Origin of the sequence: Algoriphagus jejuensis (assembly GCF_039523455.1) — a bacterium.
Taxonomy (GTDB): Bacteria; Bacteroidota; Bacteroidia; order Cytophagales; family Cyclobacteriaceae; genus Algoriphagus; species Algoriphagus jejuensis.
In genome coordinates this window covers 158,229-179,035 of the sequence record NZ_BAAAFI010000049.1, presented here as the reverse complement: position 1 = coordinate 179,035, position 20,807 = coordinate 158,229, and the positions used below count along the sequence as shown (strand labels likewise).

Below are 20,807 nucleotides of genomic sequence, written 5' to 3'. Positions count from 1 at the left end.
GCTATTCTACCTCAAATCACGCTAAGGGCAAAATATTCAGATGTCGTCAATGCGCCAAGTACTCGATAGACAAAGGATAATGTTTAAAAAAATCTTCACGTGAAATTAAGAAGTCTACTTTTCAATGGCCTTTTCCTAGTCTTGCTTTTGTCCTGTGCGAACAAGAACAATGAGGTAACTGGCCACTCTCAATCCAGCCGTCCAAACATTCTTCTTATCCCCATCGATGATCTTCGACCTGAGTTAGGTGCCTACGGCAATACCGTGATCAAAACCCCAAACATCGATCAACTGGCGGCGAATGGGGTCACGTTTATGCGAGCGTACACCCAACAGGCGCTTTGCAATCCTTCAAGGGCGAGCTTGCTGACGGGCTTGCGGCCTGACACGATCGAGGTTTGGGACTTGCAGGCCAGCTTCCGCAAAAATCTCCCAGAGGCCGTGACTTTACCCCAGTTTTTCAAAGCACAGGGCTACACCACGATTGGCCTCGGCAAAACCTTTCATAACGACATTCCCGACACCATTTCCTGGACTCGAAAGCCTCATCCGGAAGGTTTTCCCTTTGACCCAGACGCCTTCTACGCCAATGAATCCAACAGAGCGATCCAGGAGCAAGTCATCCAACGATTGAAGGATCAGGGCAGATCCCGGATCGATCAGTTGGGTTATTGGTATGTAAAAGCTGAAGCGACGGAGATTGGAGAGGGAGATGATGATGTGTACTTTGATGGTGCTCAGACGACTGCCGCGATAGAGATCCTCCAGGAGTTGGCAACGCAGAGTGAGCCATTTTTCCTTTCGGTTGGCTATTATCGCCCCCACCTACCCTTTAATGCTCCAAAAAAGTACTGGGATCTGTATGACCCGATGGAAATCCCCTTGGCCGCAAACCAGTTTCTTCCCGAAGCAAGCCCTGAATATGCGGTGCATGGAGATGCAGAAATGCGGAGTTATGTCGATCAGGGCGACCTCCCCTGGCCAAAAGACAAACCCGCAGATGAAGCGAGACAGCGACATCTAAAACATGGATATTACGCAAGCGTGTCTTATGTCGATGCACAGATCGGACGCTTGATCAAGGAATTGAAGCGGCTCGGCCTGGACAAAAACACGATTATCGTCCTGTGGGGTGACCATGGTTGGAAGCTCGGCGAACACAACAGTTGGGGTAAAATGTCCAACTTTGAAATAGACACCCATGTACCCCTGATTTTCAGCGGAGCTGGTCTGCCTAACAAAGGAGTGAAAGCCGCTGGACTGACTGAATTTTTGGATATCTACCCAACTTTGGTGGATATGGCCGGCTTCGAGATTCCGGATTATCTGCAAGGAAAAAGCCTAGAACCGATCTTCAAAAATCCAAATCAACAGTATAAGGACGCTGCATTCAGTCAATATCTCCTTGGACGATTTGGCCCTCCGGAGACCCGCAAAAAAGAGCGGATGGGTTACAGTGTGCGAACCGACCGCTACCGCTACACCGAATGGTACGCCTGGGATGACAGCAGCAATCGCGCCGGAGAACTGCTGGATCGGGAGCTATATGATCACACAATCGACACGCAGGAAAATAAAAACATAGCCAGCGATCAAAATTCGACACTTCCCATGACCGAATTGTCTGCAAGACTTAAGGAAAACTTCAGCACCCTTGCCGCTCACTAGGGAAGATCCAATTGAGATATCAGTACAAAAAGAAAGGCTAGCCCGATATTGGACTAGCCTTATTTTACTTTATTCTGTAGTGATTACAACAGCGGATCTCCACCTCTTCGGAGATCAGAAGGCCGATCTCCGCGACGGTCTTTTTCTAGAAATCCGTCACCGAATTGTTTTTCTCCGATGCGGTTGGATTCAAGATCAAAGCGATCGTCGTTATCGTAAAAAGATCTGTTCACGTGATCATAGCGGCCATGGAGGCTGCGCGACTCCTCAGCGTAATAGGAACGCATGGTGTGGAGGAATTCCGCCTGAGGACCAGAAGGCCAGTTGTCGGAATCAAATCCCGGAGCATTTTGCAAGCTCTCTTTAGTTTCCTTGACGATAACTACGTCCTCTTGCGCAGTATCAAACTCAAAGGCTTCAAATGGCAGTGCCAAGAGCTTTGAACCGAGATTTAAAAATCCCTCGTCCACCTTGAGCACAACATAATCCACTTTACCCGAGTGGGTATTGATCATGAATTCTTTGATAGATCCGACTGATTCGTCTCTTGCGGTTTTCACAGTGCATGAACAGGCAGTCCCTGCACTGATTTGGGAATGATGTAAGATTGTCATTTTGATAGTTGGTTAAGTGAGTAAAATATTTGACTCACTTATTCCCAGATCTATGCCATGCGGCCAAAACACCGATTGAAGCGAGATACCGCACTTGCCCCGATTTCTTACTGTGGAAGGCTTCCTCGCTTCGTAGAAAGAAATTCCTATAGGGATTGGAACGGATATCCAAAATCTCAATTCACGTCCCTTGCTCCACTACAAGCTTAAAACTTTTCTGAAAATTCAAAAAAATGCAACTGTATTCCGGATGCACATTATTTTCTGAGCCTACTTTCCTTGCAAAAGACGAAAACAACCGCCTGTTCAGATTAACCCCTGGTATCTTGCTATAGAAGATAAATCTCCAATATACTGGAGCATAGAATCCAAACTAAGTTGACTTAAGCGCGAGCGAATAATCAGTGTTTTGAATCATAAATAATTACATCAGTCAGCAACGCGTTAATACCAAAAGATCACCCCGTCTAAAAAGGGGTGATCTTTTTAATGAAGGACTGGTATCAGCAAATTAAGGAGCGACAAGCTCGGGAAGCTTTGTATCGAACATTGCGGCAAACTCAAGAGGACTAAGAATATGGCCTTGTTTCTTGGCTTTGTTTGCAACGTTATAGCCCCATTCTGCCGCGGCCATTCGCTGCAACGGCGTACCATGGTGACCGTTACTTGTAAAACCACAATCTCCTATATTGAAAAAAACCTCCAGAAACAGCTTCACCCTCTTCCATTGCATGGTGGCACCACGGGCATGTGAAAGGTAGTAAGCGGAATACGCATCTGCCATCAGTTCAGTACGACGAGTGCCTTCTGGACTACTTATAGGATCAAAAAGATCCAACTGAAACTGAATTTGATGGCCGAATTCATGAGCAAGAATTGCTTGGGGAGCTACGTCGTCAAATCCAAGTCCTTTGTAGGCTTCTAAAATCCCATCTCCCATCACGATCTTATCTGGAATGATTCCTACAGGTGGAAAGAAGAAGCTACTTTGAGCAAAGGCATTTAATGTAAAGATCGGATGCTCTCCGTTTTGATACTGTGGATACGCCGCCATATATTCCAATATAAGATCCGCCCAAAACTCTGCAGTAGCCAGATCATCTCCATAGAGAATTTGGTCTATGCGAATCAACTTATCTCGATCCTGCAGCATATTGCCATGCATAGCTGCTAACACCATCTTGTCGGACTGAATATTCCAAAAGCGTTTCAGATCTTTGAAGGTTTTGGCCATACGCTGGCTATACTCTCCATTTTTTCCAAAATACTGACCCTGACTACTGTTTTCGAATAACAAGGCATCGTAAGTTGGGAAGTCAAGCATACCAGAAAAAATGGCAAAATTGAAGACACTACCGTCCCAATCTGCCAACTGCTCATCCAGCCAATAATCCAAGTTTGTAGTTCCGCATTCGGTGGGCTCAACCGCCCCCACAGCTCTGCGTACCATTTCCCGATAGTATGTGTCGGTTTGCTGACCTATTACTTGCTGCCGATTGGCAGCTCCCGGCATCACTTGGGGATTTAATCGGCTTTCATAGCCGTCAGGCAAGTCCGTTAAATCCAGTTCTCTAAGTTCCGTTTCTTGTAACTTTGCTTGATCCAAGTTTTGCACTTGATCCATCTCACATCCAAAGAGCACCAAAACCAAAAACCCAAAAAATGCAGATTTTTGCTTGAACGCATTTGTCATTTTTATCATAAAGCTTGTAGGTTAATTTGAAAATTAAATTAAAAATCCAGGAAGTTGGAAAATGCCCGATTCGTCCTTCAGAAATCGGTTTTTCAAAAATTCTCTCTATGAATATAATTAAAATCCACCCAAGATGACTCATCGCTTTTTACGAAAAAATTCAGTCCCTTAAACAAAAACGAATCAAGACTGCAAACTTTTACACTCCCGATTAGTGCAACTGAATGTTTGAGAAACTCACCCCTTTAGCCAGGTTTCAAACCACTCGAAAGCCTCTTGCTGCATGGCTTTGTCAAACTTGTGCAGGCCGGGATGGAAAGAGCATTTGTATCGGTCTGAGGCATTGGCTTTGGCATAGACATCCCTCAAGATCTGATCGGCTTTCTCCATCTCTGAAAGCGTGAACAATTGGTCTTCGATGTCATTCAGAACCAAGGTAGGCAAAGGTGCCCGCAAGCCTAGGATTTCTGGGAAATCCAGCTCCTGCGGCAGAATTGGCACATAGCTCATCCAAGTGTGCGTGTAGGATTTGTATAGCAAGAGGTCCTTCCAAGTGGTCATAAATCCCACTGCTACCGCACAGGAAATCCTCGAATCCAGTCCCCCGAGCAGGACGGTTCGGAGGCCTCCACCGGATAGTCCAGCACAACCCAATTTCGACGGATCTACATCTTCTCTTGCCGCCAGGATACTCAAAGCCATCTGATCTTCGGCTAAAAATACCGCAGGCCAAGTGGTGCCGGCGCTAAACAGCGATTTGGCCATGATGTGCTCGTGCTCGGATGCCCATTTATTGTACACCTCAATTTGCTCTTCGGTATCGAGGCTAAAGTCCGCGATTCCCTTACGGATGGAAGTTGGCGTATCTTCTATCAGCACTCTCCTACTTCCAAACGCAAACGCATCGTGAACCATCACGACATATCCCCGTTTTGCCACCTCATTTGCCCAAGCTCGTCCTTCGTAATACATCTTATGATGGGTTTGGACGTAAGAAGGAATGTCTGTTTTGGTTCGGCTGATCTTGTCCAAACCCAGGAATTTGTTCCCACCATGACAGTGTAAGCCCAAGATTCCGGGCAACTTTCCTTGTGAGTTCTCCGGCTTTAAGATCACCGCTTTGGTCGGTTGACCGCTGGGTAGCTGGTAGCTAATCTCTTCGAAAGCAACACCTTCAAAGACTCCGGTTTGGTGTACAGTAACTTTTGGAACCGCTCCCAAGTCAACCACTCCCATTCGCTCTGCCACTCTGTTTCTGGCCGAATCTCTCCAGGAATCCAGATCTGAAAATTCGGGATTTCTAAAGGAAAGACTGGGTATCTTTTCAAGATTCAGGCTTTTAGCCCAAGGGCCATAAGCTCCGATTAGATTAAGTTCTTGTGGACTGTCCATGATTGACTGGGGGATAAAAGTGATTGACGCAGTATGCAAATCTGTGAGTGATCCGCTGAGCACTCCCAGTCCTGCGAGGCTGGATTTTTTAATAAATTCTCTTCGGTTGCTTGACATCGTATTCAAGAAAAAGCTGTAATCAGCTGGTTAACAAATGGCTTAGCCTAGTACCAAGAAGTCTCTGAGGCGTGGAGTTGCCCAAATTCGAAGTTGCCTACCCTGTACAGATTTGACTCGATAGCCAGCAGCATGATCCCTTCGAGATTATAGAAAGCAACCGGTTTGTCTGACGAAGGAATATTCATTTTTTGCAGACTGGCTTTTTCATCCAACGTTCCTTCCCAAAATCTTCCCTATATGCATAACGATAAGTGATTGGTCTCTCTGAGAAAGCTTGACGAATTGCTCTTGAGAAGGCCACACTGTGTCTTGCTCACCCTTGATGTCAATTTGAGTTTGGCCATCACTCACCTGATATATTTCGGTTTTGCTTTCCATATCTATTGTTCAAGTCAATTTCACTCTCCAAAAACCACCTTCACAGCAGAACTCATCTTTTTAACCCAATCTTCCTGCGAATTGACAGAAGTATTCCAGAGATAAAGCGACCTCAAGGTCTTAATTTCCGCGATCGGCCCGAGGCCTGCTCCACTGATTTTAGTGCCGTTTAAGTTCAAAACCTCCAAGTTGGTCAAGCTTTTCAAGGAAGAAATGCCGCGATCCGTGATCGGATTGTTCTCCAATCTCAATCTTTGCAAATTTTTGAATTGGGAGATCAACGTAAGGTCTGAATCTTGAATCCCCACTCCTGCCAAAGTCAGCCAATAGACTTGATCTTTCACTGGTAAAAGTGCTTTCACTAGTTCGGATGCTTGTCCGCCTGCTGATTCCGCAGGCAGCACGATGTCCAAGGCAGCGCTTTCTTGAGAAAGAACTCTCACCCTAAACCCGACTCTCTCCAACCCCTGAATTTGCGCCGTATCGATATTTGAAACGGCTGACTTTTCAGCTCCCATGATATTCAATCGTGGCTCAGCCCAAGCGATCAATTCTTCATCTGCCTGCATCAGGAGCACTTTTGGGTCGGCGTTTCCTTTTTCGATCCACCAGCTTATCCATTGGATTTCTTCTTCCGTTAGTGGCTTTTTCCCTTCAGCAGGCATAAAATCATCATGATCTGATGGTAGTTTCACCCGTCGGATCAGTTCGCTATTTTCCGTATCAGCAGGTATGAGCACCGGGCCATTCTCACCGCCAACCATAAGTGACTCAAAGGAAGTCATGTCCAATTCCCCTTTCATTTTCCCTGCCCGATGGCAACTTTGACATTTGCTTTTCAGGATAGGTTGGATCACATCGGTAAAAACTTCAGCTTCCTCCGCATTCGCCAAAAGCCGTTGGCGGTTTGCCTTCTGATTATTTCCAAATGGGGCATAGGCCGTCAAATAATCCTCGCCATGAGTTAAGCTGCCGCCAAAATGTCCAGCTACGGAAAGCGTGATCATCAATACTCCCAGAAGTATGTAATTGAGCTTTTTGGAGAATTTTCCCTCATTCTTATTTACCCACCAAGCCGTCCAAGACATTGCCACCGTGATCCAACCAGCCGTCAAATGGACATCCAGAAGTTCACCTTCATATCCACCTGATTGGGAAAGCAGAAAGCCCAACAATGCTGCAATCGCCGCGCTGACAGCTCCCAAAAAAAGACAGAAATTCACCGCCTCCTGGAGAACTGCTTTTTTTACCAAAACAATATAAACCTTCAGAAAAACGGCAATCATCAAAAACCCGATGGGTAAGTGAACCCAAAGGGGATGAAATCGTCCAATGAAGGTGAATAGACCTTGCATGTGTTTGCGCTCGGCTTAAGTTAAAATCCGTTTGACGACATTCCCTTCCACATCAGTCAGTCTAAACCTCCTGCCCAAATGCTTGTAGGTAAGCTTTTCGTGATCAATACCGAACAGATGCAAAATCGTCGCCTGCAAATCGTGGACGTGAACCGGATCTTTTACCACATTGTACCCAAAGTCATCCGTCTCACCATAGGTCATTCCCGGCCTCACTCCCGCTCCACACATCCACTTGGTGAAGCATCTCGGGTGATGATCTCGGCCATAGTTTTCTGGAGAAAGTGTCCCCTGACTGTAAACCGTCCTCCCAAATTCCCCACCCCAAACGACTAGCGTATCTTCCAACAGCCCACGTTGTCTCAGATCTTTGACCAGTGCAGCAGTGGCCTGATCGGTTTTTTGGCATTGGTTTCTGATTCCATTGGGTAGATTTCCATGTTGATCCCAACCCTGATGATAGAGCTGGACAAACTTCACATCCTTTTCGATCAGCTTTCTGGCCAACAGACAATTGGCCGCGTATGTTCCAGGGTCACGGCTTTCTTCCCCGTACATTTCATAGACCCAGTCGGGTTCGGCGGACATGTCGGTCACTTCGGGCACGGAAGTCTGCATGCGAAAAGCCATCTCATATTGCGCAATCCGGGCGTTGATCTCCGCATCCCCGTAGGTATCGAACTGTACTTCGTTCAGGGACTTGAGGTAGTCGAGCATTTCCCTACGATCGTTTCCGTCGTAGTTTTCTGGATTCCCAAGGTAGAGCACGGGATCCTTCCCTGATCGGAATTGGATGCCTTGATGCTGGGAAGGCAAAAATCCATTTCCCCATAACCTGGCGTAAAGCGGCTGATCTTGCACCGCATTCTTAGAAACCAGAACGATAAACGACGGAAGGTTTTGATTGTCCGAACCCAGCCCATAGCTCAGCCAGGCACCCATCGAAGGACGACCCGGAAGCTGATGGCCAGTTTGGAAAAAAGTAATCGCAGGATCATGGTTGATTTGACCGGTTTGCATGCTTTTGATAAAGCAAAGTTCATCCACGATCTCAGCCGTGTGAGGCATCAGTTCGCTGACCCAAGCCCGGCTTTCACCGTATTGGTGGAACTTGAAAGCCGAGGATGTCATCGGAAAAGAACTTTGATCGGCGCTCATGCCCGTCAGCCGCTGCCCGTCTCTGACCGAATCGGGAAGTTCCTGCCCATGCATGTCGGTCAACTTGGGCTTATAATCAAAAAGATCCAACTGAGAAGGCCCACCTGCTTGGAACAGGTAGATGATGCGTTTTGCCTTCGGCATGAAATGCGGCAAATCCGAAATCCCCTGGGAACCTCTGGATTCTAAACGAGGAACCGGCGGATTTCCTGCGAAAATTTTCTCTGTCGCCATCAGCGAACCCAAAGCAAGCGAACCGATTCCCAGAGAAGTTTTGGTCAAAAACCTCCTGCGATCCATCTTCTTTTCTATTTCCTGAAGATCCCTATTGGTCGATCTCAGTGTCTCATCCTGGTGATTGCACATCTTATCTCTTGGTTAGGGCTGCGTCCGAATTGATAATGGCGCTTGCGGTGACGGCATTCGCAGCCACTTGAGCGGGGTCGAGCGCTGGGTTGATCTGATATTCTCCTGCGGAAAGCCAACCTTTCAATTTATCCTGATCAGCTTTAAATTTTTTGTATTCAACCGCTCTCAACTCCAGTAGAATTTCAAGTTCTTTTGGGTTGGGATGCCGGCCAGTCAATTTTCGGTACGTAGCTTTGATCGCTGTAGAAATCTCTGGATATGCGAGCATCTGCTCTCCCAAGACTTTGGCTGTCTCGACAAAGATTGGGTCATTAAGTAGTACCAAAGCTTGAAGCGGCGTATTCGTTTCTTGTCTTCTGCTCACCGACTCGCTATGATCCGGCGCATCAAAAATCGCCAAAGTAGGATGATGAACTGATCGCTTCCAAATGGTGTACATACTCCTACGGTACAAGTTTCTGCCTGTGGCTTGGGTATATTTGCCGCCATTGAGATTCCAAAGTCCTTCGGGTTGATACGGGAAAACGCTTTTACCTCCCACCTCCCCATTCATCAATCCAGAAGCAAGGAGGGCATTATCTCGGATCAATTCCCCGGATAAACGAACTGCCGGACCTCGGGCCAAAAGCGTGTTGTCAGGTTCCTTTTCTTCCAACTCCATTCGTATTTGCGAAGCTTGGCGATAGGTTGCCGAAGTGACTATCAGGCGCTGAATCGCCTTCACATCCCAGCCGGATCGCTGAAACTCCAGCGCCAACCAATCCAACAATTCCGGATGCGATGGCAGCGCTCCCTGATTCCCGAAATCTCCAGAGGTGGCGACCAAGCCCCTGCCAAAGTAATTCTGCCAAAAGCGATTGACCGCAACACGAGCAGTAAGTGGGTTTTCTGGGGAGGTCAGCCATTGAGCTAAGCCCAGACGATTTCTGGGAAGGTCAGCCTTCATCGGCAAGATACTTTCCGGCGTATTCGGAAAAACCTCCTCGCCATGCGCGCTGTACTCTCCCCTCGTCAACAGATAGGTTGGCCGCTTTTCCGCTTTATCCTCCATGATCATCATCTCGGGGATCACCTCCACCGAATCTGAATAGACCTTCCTCTGCGCGACGACGGCCTCCAGCTTTTCCCGATAGGGCAAAGAATGATTGTTGAGGTATAGCTTTTTTAGACTCGCTCTTTCTGCTGCGGTGAACTGTTCGGGTAGCTTGGAAAGCGTGGTTTTGTATTGATTACGGTTAGCAATTTGAATGATTTCGACAGGTGAAAGTTCCAGGTTGTAAACGCTGACCTCATCCACGAGCGCATCTTTCAAGCCCTTACCTCTCCAAACCGCCCCGACCTGCAAGCCCGGATCTCTACCGTCCAGCAAGATGTCCTTATACAGATTGTCATGTGTCGTCTTCGTAGCCATTTTTTCCCCATTGAGAAAAACCTTCAGCCCATTTGCCTTGGAAGATCCATCGTAGGACATCACCAGATTCACCCACTGATCTCTTGGGATGTCGCTCTCGGTGATCTTAGTGATGGCATTGTACGGCGCCGTATGCGCCATTAGGAGCTCGAGTCGATTTTCTTTCAGACTGAGATGATAGCCCCGCCAGTTGTAAAGCACAGCTCCAGACCCCTTATGGAAGATCGCGCCATGCGTCAGTGTCTTGGGAACATTCACCCAAATACTTACAGAAAAAGGCTCGCTCTTGGAAAATACCCCGACACCACCCAGATTAAGCCAAGCATCCCCGTTGAGCTGAATCCCTTTTCGTCTAAAACCGTCCACATAGACAGGACTTTGATTTTTCACCTCGCTGCTTTCCATCATGCCTTTTTGACCGGGATTAAGCTGATTTTGAATCGAATTTTGGTCGAAAGAATAAAATGCAACACGGCTCGCGGGGAATTCCTGTGCAGCTTCTTTTTGGTAAGCGTTCGAAGTAATCCAATTTTGAAATGCCTGCTCTTCCTCTTGAGCCGCTTGAGCGAGTGCTGCTTCCTCATTCTCTTTCTGCGAAAGCAAATAGTCCAGCATCCTATCTTTTTCCGCATCCGTCAAAAGTAGCGTTGGCGCGGGCACGGCATTATCCCACGAAATCTGCCCGGCTTCATCCACTTGGTTGAAAAAACTGCTCATCTCAAAGAAGTTCTTTTGGGAGATCGGGTCGTACTTATGATCATGGCAGCGGGCACAGCCTAAGGTCATCGCCATAAATGCCTGCCCCATCGTACTCGTCCGATCGACCACATACTCCACCCGGAATTCCTCCTCTACGATTCCTCCTTCCATATTTTGCGGATGAATCCGGTTGAAAGCTGTGGCGATCAACTGGTCTTTGGTAGGATTAGGAAGCAAGTCTCCGGCAAGTTGCTCGGTGATAAACTGATCGTAGGGAAGGTTTTGATTGTATGAATCTATCACCCAATCGCGGTAAGGGGACGCATCTCGATATCGATCCACGGTATAGCCATGGGTATCAGCAAATCGCGCAATATCCATCCAATGCATGGCCATTTTCTCCCCGTAGTGAACGGACTTCAACAATCTGTCCACCTGCTTTTCGTAGGCATCCAGACTTCTATCCGCGAGGAAAGCATCGATCTCGTCCAAGCTTGGCGGCAAACCAATCAAGTCCAAACTCAACCTGCGCAGGAGAATTTCCTTGTCAGCCTCCGGAGCAGGTTTGATTTTCTCGGCGTCCAGCTTGCTGAGCACAAACAAATCTATCGGGTTCTTGCTCCATTCTTTGTCTTTTACTTTGGGCAAATCGACTTGCTGAGGAGGAATAAAAGCCCAGTGCTCCTTGTATTCTGCCCCGTCTTCGATCCATTTAATCAGGATGGCTTTTTCTTTGGCACTTAGCGTCAGATTGGATTCCCTGGAGGGCATCTGGTAGTCTAAGTCTTCTGATAGAATCCGATGGAAAAGTTCGCTTTTCTGCAGGTTTCCGGGCTTGATGGCGACTTTACCAGGTGATTCCTTCAGCGCTGCAAACGCCATCTCGGGAGTATGGAGACTTAATCCTGCTTTTTGCGCAGCAAGATCTGGCCCATGGCAAACGAAACATTTGTCCGACAAAATCGGCTTGACGTGGATATTGAAATCCACAGCTTCGGGAAGCTCCTCATACGCTAAAGCTACTTCCTCGGGAAGGTCGGGGCTGCAGGAGAAAAGCAGTAAAAGCAAGGGAAGTATGCGCAGTAATCCAGTGTTCATCAAGAAATTATTCCAGCTTTTAAACTAGTGGAATTTCGGGGATAATCCGATAGAGAAAGACCGTGATTGCCGAACACATCATTCCATTCCGGATTGTCGGCCAAAAAAATCCCAATATAAATACCTGTTGATTGGTGAAAAGCCAGTTAGGCCATATCCCGAGCGAAACTCAATGAAGGTTTCTTTTCACTTGCTGCCTATCAGGCAAAAAACAAAAAAAGGCCAACCCACATTCGGATTAGCCTTTTGCTGTTTAACTGAGGTTAGTCCCAATTATCGAGGGATAAACCCTCTCTCTCCCTATTTTTTTAATCTTAGTGCCCGTTTCCACCAAGGCAATTGAACCTCTTCATGATATCCGTAGGAATTGTTTCCGTATCCATAGCCATAACCATAGCCGTAACCATACCCATAGCCTTTATCAATATGCAGGTCGTTGAATACTCCATACATCTTGGAAACTCCCCCTTTTTCGACAAGATTATTCAATATTTGGCTGTTCGCTTTCATTGAATATCCTTGCCTGAACACGTAAAAATTCACGTCTGCAAATCCAAACAGCTCTTTGGTCTCAGAAACCAACCCAACTGGCGGACAGTCAAATACTACTACATCGTATTCCTCTTTGATTTCATTGATAATCATTCTGAATCTATCCTGAAGAAGCAATTCAGCTGGGTTTGGAGGAATCGGACCTGAAAGGATGACATCTAAATTTTCGTATCCCGACTGTTTAACAACTTCTTTCCACGGTTGATTGCTGCTGAGACAAGTGCTCATCCCTTTATCGTTCACTAAACCGAAGTCGTGGGCAATTCTTGGCTTCCGAAGATCCAGACCGATTAGGATGGTTTTCTTCCCCATCAGCGCAAACACCGACGCCATATTCATTGATACAAAAGTCTTCCCTTCTCCGGAGATAGAGGAAGTAAAAAGCAAAGTCAGATTATTCTTCTGCGGACTCAAGTATGCCAAGTCTGCACGTAGCGATCGGAAAGATTCAGTCACCGAAGACCGTGGATTGTTAAACACTGGAAGGGCATCGTCAGAGGTATTTCTGCCAATCATTCCGATCAACGGAACTTTCATTTGCCTCTCCAGCTCTTTTGGATCTTCGATCTTCGTATTAAGGAAATCTTTCACCGTAATAAATCCAATCGGCAAAATCATCCCTAAAATCAGCCCAATCAGCAAGTTCAGAGATCGCTTAGGCGCAACCGGAGTTTGACCTGATTTCGCAAAATCCAGAATGCTGTTCTTAGGCATGTTGGAAGCCTTGGTGATCTCAGCCTCCGCTTTCTTCTGAAGCAAGTAGACGTAGATATTCTCATTAATTGCAAACTGACGCTGGATCCCTAATAAATTGCGCTCGGTCTGCGGCAAGGAATTTACATCACGCTCAATCATCCTAATACGATTGTTCAGATCGGACAGCACACTTTGAGTGTTCTGATAGGCTAGGTTAACATTTTCCTGAAGAGCTCTCTTCGCATTTTGGACCCTACTGGCATTTTCTCGGACGGCTGGCGTTTGCTCGGTGAAGTTCGCTTTAAGGCGAGTCTGTTCTGCCTGAAGTTCACTCAAGGTCTGAACAAGAGAATTCAGCAAAAGATCTGTGATACCGATGACCGAAGGAGCCACCAAGTCGCTGGCTTGGTTGTTTGCGAGATAGGATTGGAGGGTCTTGTAGTAATTTAATGTAACTTCTGTCTGACCCTTTTCTTTTTCCAATTCCTGAAGTCTTTCGAAAATGACCGAACCTTGCTCAGAAAGGTTAAACACCCTATTTTCTGTCCGATATTTTTGGAGTCTGTTTTCAGAATATCTCAGAGAGTCCGTAATCCCGCTCAGTTGATAGTTGATAAATTGGACGGTATTTTCTGAGGCAATGTTTTTTTCATCCAACTCCCGCTGAAGATACATTTCCATCAGCTTGTTGATATAATCCTGGCCAAGTCTTCTGACCGGAGTTTCCAAACTCAAGTTTAAGATCGAAGCTTGTTTGTTGATTGGAGCTACGCTCAAGTCTCCACCATACTTCAAAGCTAATGTCTGCGTGTCCAACACTTTGAAAAAAATCTCATCACCCGGCAACACATTGATTTGGTCAATCTTAAAAGAAAAACTTTCACCAGAGACTGTATCTCCAAAAGAATAGACGGACTTCAGTCCAAGTATACCTTTAAATTTCGATTTGAAAAATTTATCCGAAGGGTTATATACCGAAAACCCCTCTTCCTCTACCGTTAGATAGAAGGATTTTTCATCGATCACTTCGACCTTAAACATCCCTCCTATCAACTGAGACTGCTTCCAATCCACGGTGACCAGTACGGGGACATTCCCATATAATTGGGTAGTACTAAGAAAACCTTTCTGAAAATACTGGACATTCAAATTCAGTTCGCTTACGGTTTGTTCCGCAAGGGAATAGGACTTCAATATTCCAATTTCGTTTTCGATGTTATTTTTGCCTTGGAGCATTCCAAGTCCGCTCGATTCAAAAAGATCCGTGCCCAATGAAGGCTTGTCATCTGCCACCAGAATACTGGATTCTACCTTGTAAATCGAAGTAGCGTAGCGGTTAAACAGGAAAGCCGAAACGAAGCCAGCAAACATGAAAACCAAAATGATCGGCCAATATTGAAGATAATTGAACAGAATGACCTTCAGATCAATTTCATCTTCATTTTGAACCATGAAAGGCGATTGCGAATTCGAACTTGCTTGAGAAGAATTGGGGTACATCGGACTAGTTTGCAAATAAATTAACAACTAAAAGGGCTGTAGTTAATATTGAGGTGAACAATAATAACGACTGAGCAGCATTTTCTCCCGCGCCTACTTCACGGACTTTCATCGGCTCCACATAGATTTGATCGTTGGGTTGGATAAAATAGAAGGGTGACCCGATCAGATTTCGATCATTCAGGTTAAGCCGATGCAGCTTAGTCCCCTCAGGGTATTGTCTGATCAAAAGGATTTCGTCCCTCTTAGCAACTGTATTCAAATCACCTGCATTGGCAATCGCTTCAAATATGGTCATTCGGTCTTGGAGAACGACAAATTTTCCCGGCCTTCTGAATTCTCCCAGAGCAGAATATCGGATACCTCCGAGTTTGACTTTGACATAAAGTTCAGAGGTAACGTATGCTCGAAGTTGAGTTTCAATTTGTAGTCTGGCTTCTTCCAGTGACTTATTTTGAACGTTTACATCACCAATGATCGGTAGTCTGACATTCCCGTTTTTATCTACTGTGTAACCCGTCATATAGTATACATCACCTCCGTTTTGGCCAGCCACTTGCATTTGCTGATTGTTGCTAACCGCCGCCTTGTTATTAAACCCGCTAAGGATCATGTCATCCACGGTTTGGATGTTGACATCGATGATGTCATTGTACTGAAGTTTGTATTCAGGAATCTCATAGGTGATGAGCTCACCTTCAGCAATTGGCGTGTTGCCCTCTAGATTTTGGAGATAGATAATTTTTTCATTTGAAACACAGGCCATCGTGGCCCAAAAAAAGAGTCCAAGACTCAATCTCCCAATTAATTTATGCATGCTGTATTTTTAAATCCCGGCTCAAAAACTTCGCAAACTTAGAGATTTTCCTTCAAATTTTTGAATTATTTATAAATATGAAAGCTTAAAATCTTCGTTCTCTACTATTTGGGACATCTTCCCCAGTTCGTCAATTTAAACTACAATCCTTTCCCCTTCACAATCAAAAACCAATCTCCCTCCAACTCCAGATACCCAAAGTCATAACAATAATGATAGTGATTCCCTTTCTTATTTTGGTAGGTGTGGGTGAAATACCTGAAATTAAAGCCCTGTCTGGACATTTTCTCCCGGGTGGACTTCGCCAAAGTTTCATTTTCAGGAATCAGTGATTCCAGGATATTCCGGTTTTTTTTTAGCGAATTGTTGATGTTGCGAATCAGGTTGACATTGGTCGCATTCTGCCTGTTGTTAAACGTATTCCTGCAGCTATCGTCGCAAAACTTTTTATCGATGCGACCATGGATGGTTTTTCCACAATTGAGACACAACCTTTCTTCCTGATTCATGTTCGAAAATTTCAAATCAATTTACAGTATTAGTTTAAAATTACAAGCAATCAAATCTTAGGGCACATTTTCTGGCAGGATATGGAATGCTCACCACAGGAGTCCACTGAAACGTGAACGAGAATTCTCACGAACACCGCATCTATAAAGAAAATTCTAAGCCAAAAATAGTGGAGAATCAGGTTGTTCCCTCGTTTTCGCTTCGAGCAGCGTTGGTTCGCTGGCACTGACTTTCGAACGAGATTTCGCGATGTACATTTTGGGAATGTTTATCTCAACAAAAGAGCTCAGTCAAAAAGGAGCTTCTATGCACCGGTGTACGACGAAATCTTCATCAACGGCCATCAGCCTGAAGACGCAGCGTCGACCCAATATTCCGATCGAAGTCGGTTCCAATTTGCTATTGGCTACTGAACTTCCGCTAAACTGGCCCCGCAGCTCGTAATTATGGAACAAACAGAAAATTCTTTATCAAAAAATCCAGCGGGAGTCCAGCGCTATTCATCAACTCTATTCAAAAAAGAAGTACGAAATAACGCCCAGTTCGATTTTTTACGGAAACTTTTACTTTGGGTTTAGAAGCATCGATCCGATAATCAGAATCGGAACGTATATCTGGAAGCATGGTTCAGGGAGCTGGACTTCATGCGCTTTTACCTCAAAAAAGAATTAAAAAAACAAAATCCAACAATCTAATTCGTAAGAACCAGCATTTTTTTGCCAAGATATTGATAAATTAGGTTGCCTATCCACCTTAAAATAAAGGACTTGACCAAACAATATTTGTAGGCACAGAGTTAGGTCCTTTTAGTTTCTTGAAAATATCCGGTCAACCTAAACATCACTGCTATGAAAATTTCCTCAGTACTGCTGATTCTACTGGTAGTATTAACAGCTTCCTGCTTTTCATCCAAAGACTACGTTACCGATTATGACTATAACTATACGGGGTCATTCAAAAGATATAAAACGTTTGCGTTCGTGGAAGCAACAAGCCAAGACTCTTCGACACTTGTCAGCGTCCTCAATGCGACGATCGGAGCCCGTCTCGGTTCTCAGGGTTTTCGAGAGCAGGTTTCCAAGCCAGACATGTTGGTCAGCTACAAAATCTTTTCGGATTCGATCCGGTATAGAGGGTACGTGCAACCGGAATTTGACTATTGGCTAAACCGAACCGGTGAAACCTATCGCAACGACGAAGGCGATATCGAGCGAGAACAAGAAAAAGACGAAACCTACAACCAAGTTCGTTACTCCCAGAATAATGGTATGCTAGTCATCTACGTGATAGACTCGAAAAAGGGCAACACCATATGGCAGGGCTACACCGCAGCACGTTTTGATCTGGAGTCACCCAATTTCCATTCGGACATCACTCGGGCTGCTTATCGGGTCATGAATGAATTTAAAATTATCAATCGCTTGATGGAATAGTCAGTTCAAATCCTCAGATCGTGGAGCACTTCCACAACTATCCTTTCTATGTCCCGAAGTTTTGGGACATTTTTTTTGGTTGACTTCGTCGTGCCGGAATCAATCAAAACCCAACTGAGAGTCCTTGGAGCGGGTTTTCTCCCGTTTTTTGTCCAGTGTAAAAATCCTGCCTTTTCAGGTTTGGCGATTATTTTGGATGAGATATGGAAATCAAGAAAACGTAACCATGAACAAATCACTAATTCTCGCAGGTGTCTTCGGACTCACTCTAACTGTTTCCTGTGTATCTAAAAAGAAATACACCGAACTTGAAGGCAGCCTTTTTAAAACCCAATCTGAATTGGCGATGACCAATCAGGAAAAAGCCGAGCTCGAAGAGAAAATGAGCGCTATCGAAAAACGCGTCGCCGAATACAACGCTCGGATCAATTCGCTCAACGATTCCAATGATCAGCTCAACACGCTCAACAGTGGAATGATAAGCCTCCAAGACGGCACTCCAATGTCCAAAAACACCAAGGCCAAGATGAATGAGACCCTGACCAAAGTGGATCCCGATAAACTCTCACAAGCGCAGACTCTAGAGGACTCGGTCAACTTGGCAGTGGAATACAACCTCAAACAAAATATTACTGCCAACACAGAAGGCGAAGTAGATGACGTTCAGATCGACATCGATCAGACCGTGGTCATGATCACTGTATCTGATAAGCTTCTATTCAATACCGGCAGCTATCGAATCAATCCAAAGGCAGAGCCTTTATTGAAAAGACTCTCCGAAGTGATTAATTCAGAGCCGAGCCTTCAAGTCATGATAGAAGGCCACACTGATCCCCGCACCATCTCTACTGCAGTTGTGCAGGATAATTGGGATCTTTCGGTCAAGAGAGCAACCTCTATTGTACGGGAGCTCCAATTGAAATACTCCGTAGCACCTGAAAAAATGATAGCAGCAGGACGCGCCAGCTACCTACCAGTAGTCGAAAATGACACAAAAGAAAACATGGCGCTCAACCGCCGAACCCGAATCGTTCTGATTCCAGACTTGGATATGTTCTTTTCGATGCTTTAACCAAAAATAAACCGCCACGATTGCTTAACGCAAAGGCAGGCCGTATAAGCCTGCCTTTTTTTGTCTTGAATCAAAACTGGAGATATAAAGTGGTAGATTATCCCAAGAACCACTCAATTATCACTTTTAGTTTTAAATGCTTGTTACTTGCACCTATTGTAAGACTGCATTCTACTCTACTATCTCCAAAGTTCCCAGAGCGAAGTTCATCAAGACCTCTTGGAAGTAGAGCGTAAAGACCGCCTGAGCTTGATCTGCCTGCGCTCTCACCATGGTCTGATTGGCAGTAGAAACATCAACAAAACTGGAAAGTCCAAGCCTGAATCGTTCATTTACAGCTTTAAATGCTTCTTCAGCAGCCAAGACTTGTACTTGGGTATTTTTCTCCTTCCGAAGCGCCGCCAAGTAGTTTTGGTAGGACAATTTCACTTCCTGATATACTTTTCGCTCTGTTGATTCCTTTTGCAACAATTGATTTTCATACGCGGCTCTGCTCCGAGTTACATCCAGGCGGGTTTGGAAATTTGTAAAAATCGGAATCGCCAGTCCAATCCCGAGCGTATTTTGAGGGTAAATCTTCAAAAACTGCTCCTGGAGTGAACGATTGTCCAGTGAAGTAAAGAAGGTATTGTAATTATAGAAGGCATTTAATCTTGGGTAGTACATTGCCTTCATCGCCTGCATATCTTTTTTATAGGAAGTTGCAAGCAAGGTTTGCTGACCCAAATCCTGGCGATTGGTTTTGGCCACCTCATAGAGCTGCATCATATCCATCCCGGCAAAAGAACTGGTTTCCCGGATCGGCTCCACAGACGCAATTGCAGGCACCACACCGGGCGCAAGCTGGAGATATTCCGTTAACAGCCAAAGGTCATTTTCGAGCTGGATCTCCGCATCCACTTTGACCGATTCAAGCCTTGCGACCTCAGATTGCTGATTGTAAAGATCCGACATCGTCCGCAATCCTGCGTCCACAAATCCCTCGATCTGAATCAACTGTTGTTTCTGATCTTCCAAATTTTGGGTCGCAATCCGAAATAATTCCTGATCCAGCAGCACCTGAAGATACCTCCTTGACACGTCAAAGATCACCTGCTGTTTGGCACGGCTCAGTCCTTTTTCACCTGCTTCCAAAGCAAGCTTGGCCGATTGGGTGTCCAGGATTCTCCTTCCGGAATTGAACAGTGGCATGTTCACATTCAGGTTACCACTGACAATCTCGTTGGTCACGTTGGTCACCACGATTTCACCTTCGATCTGCTGAAACTGTTGCCCACTTTGGCGGCTGAAGTTGGAGCTTATTCCTACGTTGGGTAAGTGGGAAAGCAGCGCGACTTGCCTCTCTTTTTGGAGAATTGCCATATTGTTTTCCTGAATGCGATATTCCAGGTTTCTGGTCAGGGCAAGTTCTACCGCCTCCTGGAAATTCATCGGGATGGTATCCTGAGCCAAACACAGGCCTTGGCTCAATAAACCCAAGCCTAAGCCAATTACCCAGACTTTAGTTGCTAATCGCTTCATCTGATTCTATTCTTCCGTCTACTAAATTGATTAATCGGGTGCCGAAATCGGCATTTTCACGGGCATGAGTCGCCTGGATGATCGTCGTCCCTTCCGCGTGCAGCTCTTTGAATATTCCCATGATCTCCTTCGCTTGCGCCGAATGGAGGTTCCCGGTAGGCTCATCCGCCAAAAGTACTCTTGGCCGACCAGCTATAGCCCGGGCTATTCCGACCAGCTGCTGCTGACCTCCGGAAAGCTGCGCCGGAAAGAGGTCCTTTTTTGCCACCATATTAAATCGATCCATCAGGTCGGCAATAATACTTTTCCGTTCGCCAGACGATACATTTCTATATAGCAACGGCGTCTCGATGTTCTCATAGACGGTCAGTTCATCTATCAGGTGATATGCTTGAAAAATATATCCAAATTCGCCTTTATGGAGATTAGAGCGATCTCTGTCCCGCATGTTTCGGATGTTTCTTTCTCCGAAAAAGTACTCGCCCTCATAGTCCTCATCGAGCAAGCCAAGGATGTTCAGGAGGGTGGATTTACCCGCTCCTGAGGGGCCCATCAGGGTGATGAACTCACCTTCGCCAATGGTGAGATTGATTCCTTTGAGAATAAACACTCGCTGAAAACGCGATTCGATGAACTTATCGATTTCTTTTAATTGTATCATTTAATGGTTGATGATTATAAAATTGAATGGCTGATCCACTGTGGCGGATCGAAAATTTTTGCTGTCGACGGGTCGACTTGGACCTGACAT

Annotated in this window: 16 protein-coding genes; 4 read left to right on the top strand and 12 right to left on the bottom strand. The window is 45.7% G+C overall.

The annotated features are described in order from the left end of the window. The first annotated feature begins 99 nt into the window (after nucleotides 1–99). Nucleotides 100–1,668 (top strand): sulfatase, encoded by a 1,569-nt coding sequence (locus ABD031_RS21755; protein ID WP_343855107.1) that lies wholly within the window; start codon nucleotides 100–102, stop codon nucleotides 1,666–1,668. Nucleotides 1,669–1,751: 83 nt separating this feature from the next. Here the strand turns inward: ABD031_RS21755 and ABD031_RS21750 are convergent, their stop codons facing one another. The 10 genes from ABD031_RS21750 to ABD031_RS21705 all read right to left on the bottom strand — a co-directional run bounded on the left by ABD031_RS21750 (nucleotide 1,752) and on the right by ABD031_RS21705 (nucleotide 16,029). Further along, nucleotides 1,752–2,282: a PRC-barrel domain-containing protein gene (locus tag ABD031_RS21750; RefSeq protein WP_343855105.1), complete on the bottom strand. Its 531-nt coding sequence runs from the start codon at nucleotides 2,280–2,282 to the stop codon at nucleotides 1,752–1,754. Nucleotides 2,283–2,793: 511 nt separating this feature from the next. Continuing rightward, nucleotides 2,794–3,984 (bottom strand): hypothetical protein, encoded by a 1,191-nt coding sequence (locus ABD031_RS21745; protein WP_343855103.1) that lies wholly within the window; start codon nucleotides 3,982–3,984, stop codon nucleotides 2,794–2,796. 228 nt (nucleotides 3,985–4,212) lie between these two features. Further along, nucleotides 4,213–5,367 carry a dienelactone hydrolase family protein gene (locus ABD031_RS21740; protein WP_343855102.1) on the bottom strand — a complete coding sequence of 385 codons (1,155 nt, stop codon included), beginning with the start codon at nucleotides 5,365–5,367 and terminating at the stop codon, nucleotides 4,213–4,215. 164 nt (nucleotides 5,368–5,531) lie between these two features. Further along, the gene (locus ABD031_RS21735) at nucleotides 5,532–5,672 is read right to left on the bottom strand and encodes a hypothetical protein (protein WP_343855101.1); all 141 of its coding nucleotides are present in this window, start codon (nucleotides 5,670–5,672) and stop codon (nucleotides 5,532–5,534) included. Between the two features lie 213 nt (nucleotides 5,673–5,885). After that, a complete protein-coding gene (locus ABD031_RS21730; protein WP_343855099.1) occupies nucleotides 5,886–7,220 on the bottom strand; it encodes a DUF2231 domain-containing protein in 1,335 nt (444 codons plus the stop codon). Nucleotides 7,221–7,235: 15 nt separating this feature from the next. Beyond that, on the bottom strand, nucleotides 7,236–8,744 hold the full coding sequence (locus tag ABD031_RS21725; protein ID WP_343855098.1) for a DUF1501 domain-containing protein: 1,509 nt from the start codon (nucleotides 8,742–8,744) through the stop codon (nucleotides 7,236–7,238). Nucleotide 8,745: 1 nt separating this feature from the next. Next, nucleotides 8,746–11,955 carry a DUF1553 domain-containing protein gene (locus ABD031_RS21720; protein WP_343855096.1) on the bottom strand — a complete coding sequence of 1,070 codons (3,210 nt, stop codon included), beginning with the start codon at nucleotides 11,953–11,955 and terminating at the stop codon, nucleotides 8,746–8,748. A gap of 300 nt (nucleotides 11,956–12,255) precedes the next feature. After that, nucleotides 12,256–14,655, bottom strand: a complete 2,400-nt coding sequence (locus ABD031_RS21715; protein ID WP_343855094.1) for a GumC family protein — start codon at nucleotides 14,653–14,655, stop codon at nucleotides 12,256–12,258. Nucleotides 14,656–14,707: 52 nt separating this feature from the next. Then, entirely contained in the window at nucleotides 14,708–15,520 is an 813-nt protein-coding gene (locus tag ABD031_RS21710; RefSeq protein ID WP_343855091.1) for a polysaccharide biosynthesis/export family protein, read from the bottom strand. 140 nt (nucleotides 15,521–15,660) lie between these two features. Next, nucleotides 15,661–16,029 carry a DUF2116 family Zn-ribbon domain-containing protein gene (locus tag ABD031_RS21705; protein ID WP_343855088.1) on the bottom strand — a complete coding sequence of 123 codons (369 nt, stop codon included), beginning with the start codon at nucleotides 16,027–16,029 and terminating at the stop codon, nucleotides 15,661–15,663. A gap of 183 nt (nucleotides 16,030–16,212) precedes the next feature. On the opposite strand from ABD031_RS21705, the gene ABD031_RS22450 reads away from it, so the two are divergent. From ABD031_RS22450 to ABD031_RS21695, 3 genes are all read left to right on the top strand, one after another. Then, nucleotides 16,213–16,443 (top strand): DUF2490 domain-containing protein, encoded by a 231-nt coding sequence (locus ABD031_RS22450; protein ID WP_425542823.1) that lies wholly within the window; start codon nucleotides 16,213–16,215, stop codon nucleotides 16,441–16,443. 435 nt (nucleotides 16,444–16,878) lie between these two features. Then, nucleotides 16,879–17,463, top strand: a complete 585-nt coding sequence (locus ABD031_RS21700) for a DUF4136 domain-containing protein (protein ID WP_343855085.1) — start codon at nucleotides 16,879–16,881, stop codon at nucleotides 17,461–17,463. Between the two features lie 226 nt (nucleotides 17,464–17,689). Then, nucleotides 17,690–18,535, top strand: a complete 846-nt coding sequence (locus tag ABD031_RS21695; protein WP_343855084.1) for an OmpA/MotB family protein — start codon at nucleotides 17,690–17,692, stop codon at nucleotides 18,533–18,535. A 171-nt stretch (nucleotides 18,536–18,706) separates the two neighbouring features. Here ABD031_RS21695 and ABD031_RS21690 read toward each other — a convergent pair whose 3' ends face one another. Next, complete coding sequence (locus ABD031_RS21690) at nucleotides 18,707–20,056, bottom strand: TolC family protein (RefSeq protein ID WP_343855081.1); 1,350 nt, start codon at nucleotides 20,054–20,056, stop codon at nucleotides 18,707–18,709. Further along, entirely contained in the window at nucleotides 20,037–20,717 is a 681-nt protein-coding gene (locus ABD031_RS21685; protein ID WP_343855080.1) for an ABC transporter ATP-binding protein, read from the bottom strand. Before ABD031_RS21685 ends, ABD031_RS21690 begins: the two co-directional genes overlap by 20 nt. Nucleotides 20,718–20,807 lie beyond the last annotated feature (90 nt).

What these genes read in the sequence shown, in the direction of transcription:
- ABD031_RS21725 (WP_343855098.1), bottom strand. Translation starts at nt 8,744, where the DNA reads ATGTGCAATCACCAGGATGAGACACTGAGATCGACCAATAGGGATCTT.
- ABD031_RS21750 (WP_343855105.1), bottom strand. Translation starts at nt 2,282, where the DNA reads ATGACAATCTTACATCATTCCCAAATCAGTGCAGGGACTGCCTGTTCA.
- ABD031_RS21695 (WP_343855084.1), top strand. Translation starts at nt 17,690, where the DNA reads ATGAACAAATCACTAATTCTCGCAGGTGTCTTCGGACTCACTCTAACT.
- ABD031_RS21710 (WP_343855091.1), bottom strand. Translation starts at nt 15,520, where the DNA reads ATGCATAAATTAATTGGGAGATTGAGTCTTGGACTCTTTTTTTGGGCC.
- ABD031_RS21705 (WP_343855088.1), bottom strand. Translation starts at nt 16,029, where the DNA reads ATGAATCAGGAAGAAAGGTTGTGTCTCAATTGTGGAAAAACCATCCAT.
- ABD031_RS21685 (WP_343855080.1), bottom strand. Translation starts at nt 20,717, where the DNA reads ATGATACAATTAAAAGAAATCGATAAGTTCATCGAATCGCGTTTTCAG.
- ABD031_RS21715 (WP_343855094.1), bottom strand. Translation starts at nt 14,655, where the DNA reads ATGGTTCAAAATGAAGATGAAATTGATCTGAAGGTCATTCTGTTCAAT.
- ABD031_RS21730 (WP_343855099.1), bottom strand. Translation starts at nt 7,220, where the DNA reads ATGCAAGGTCTATTCACCTTCATTGGACGATTTCATCCCCTTTGGGTT.
- ABD031_RS21720 (WP_343855096.1), bottom strand. Translation starts at nt 11,955, where the DNA reads ATGAACACTGGATTACTGCGCATACTTCCCTTGCTTTTACTGCTTTTC.
- ABD031_RS21690 (WP_343855081.1), bottom strand. Translation starts at nt 20,056, where the DNA reads ATGAAGCGATTAGCAACTAAAGTCTGGGTAATTGGCTTAGGCTTGGGT.
- ABD031_RS21745 (WP_343855103.1), bottom strand. Translation starts at nt 3,984, where the DNA reads ATGATAAAAATGACAAATGCGTTCAAGCAAAAATCTGCATTTTTTGGG.
- ABD031_RS21735 (WP_343855101.1), bottom strand. Translation starts at nt 5,672, where the DNA reads ATGAATATTCCTTCGTCAGACAAACCGGTTGCTTTCTATAATCTCGAA.
- ABD031_RS21700 (WP_343855085.1), top strand. Translation starts at nt 16,879, where the DNA reads ATGAAAATTTCCTCAGTACTGCTGATTCTACTGGTAGTATTAACAGCT.
- ABD031_RS21740 (WP_343855102.1), bottom strand. Translation starts at nt 5,367, where the DNA reads ATGGACAGTCCACAAGAACTTAATCTAATCGGAGCTTATGGCCCTTGG.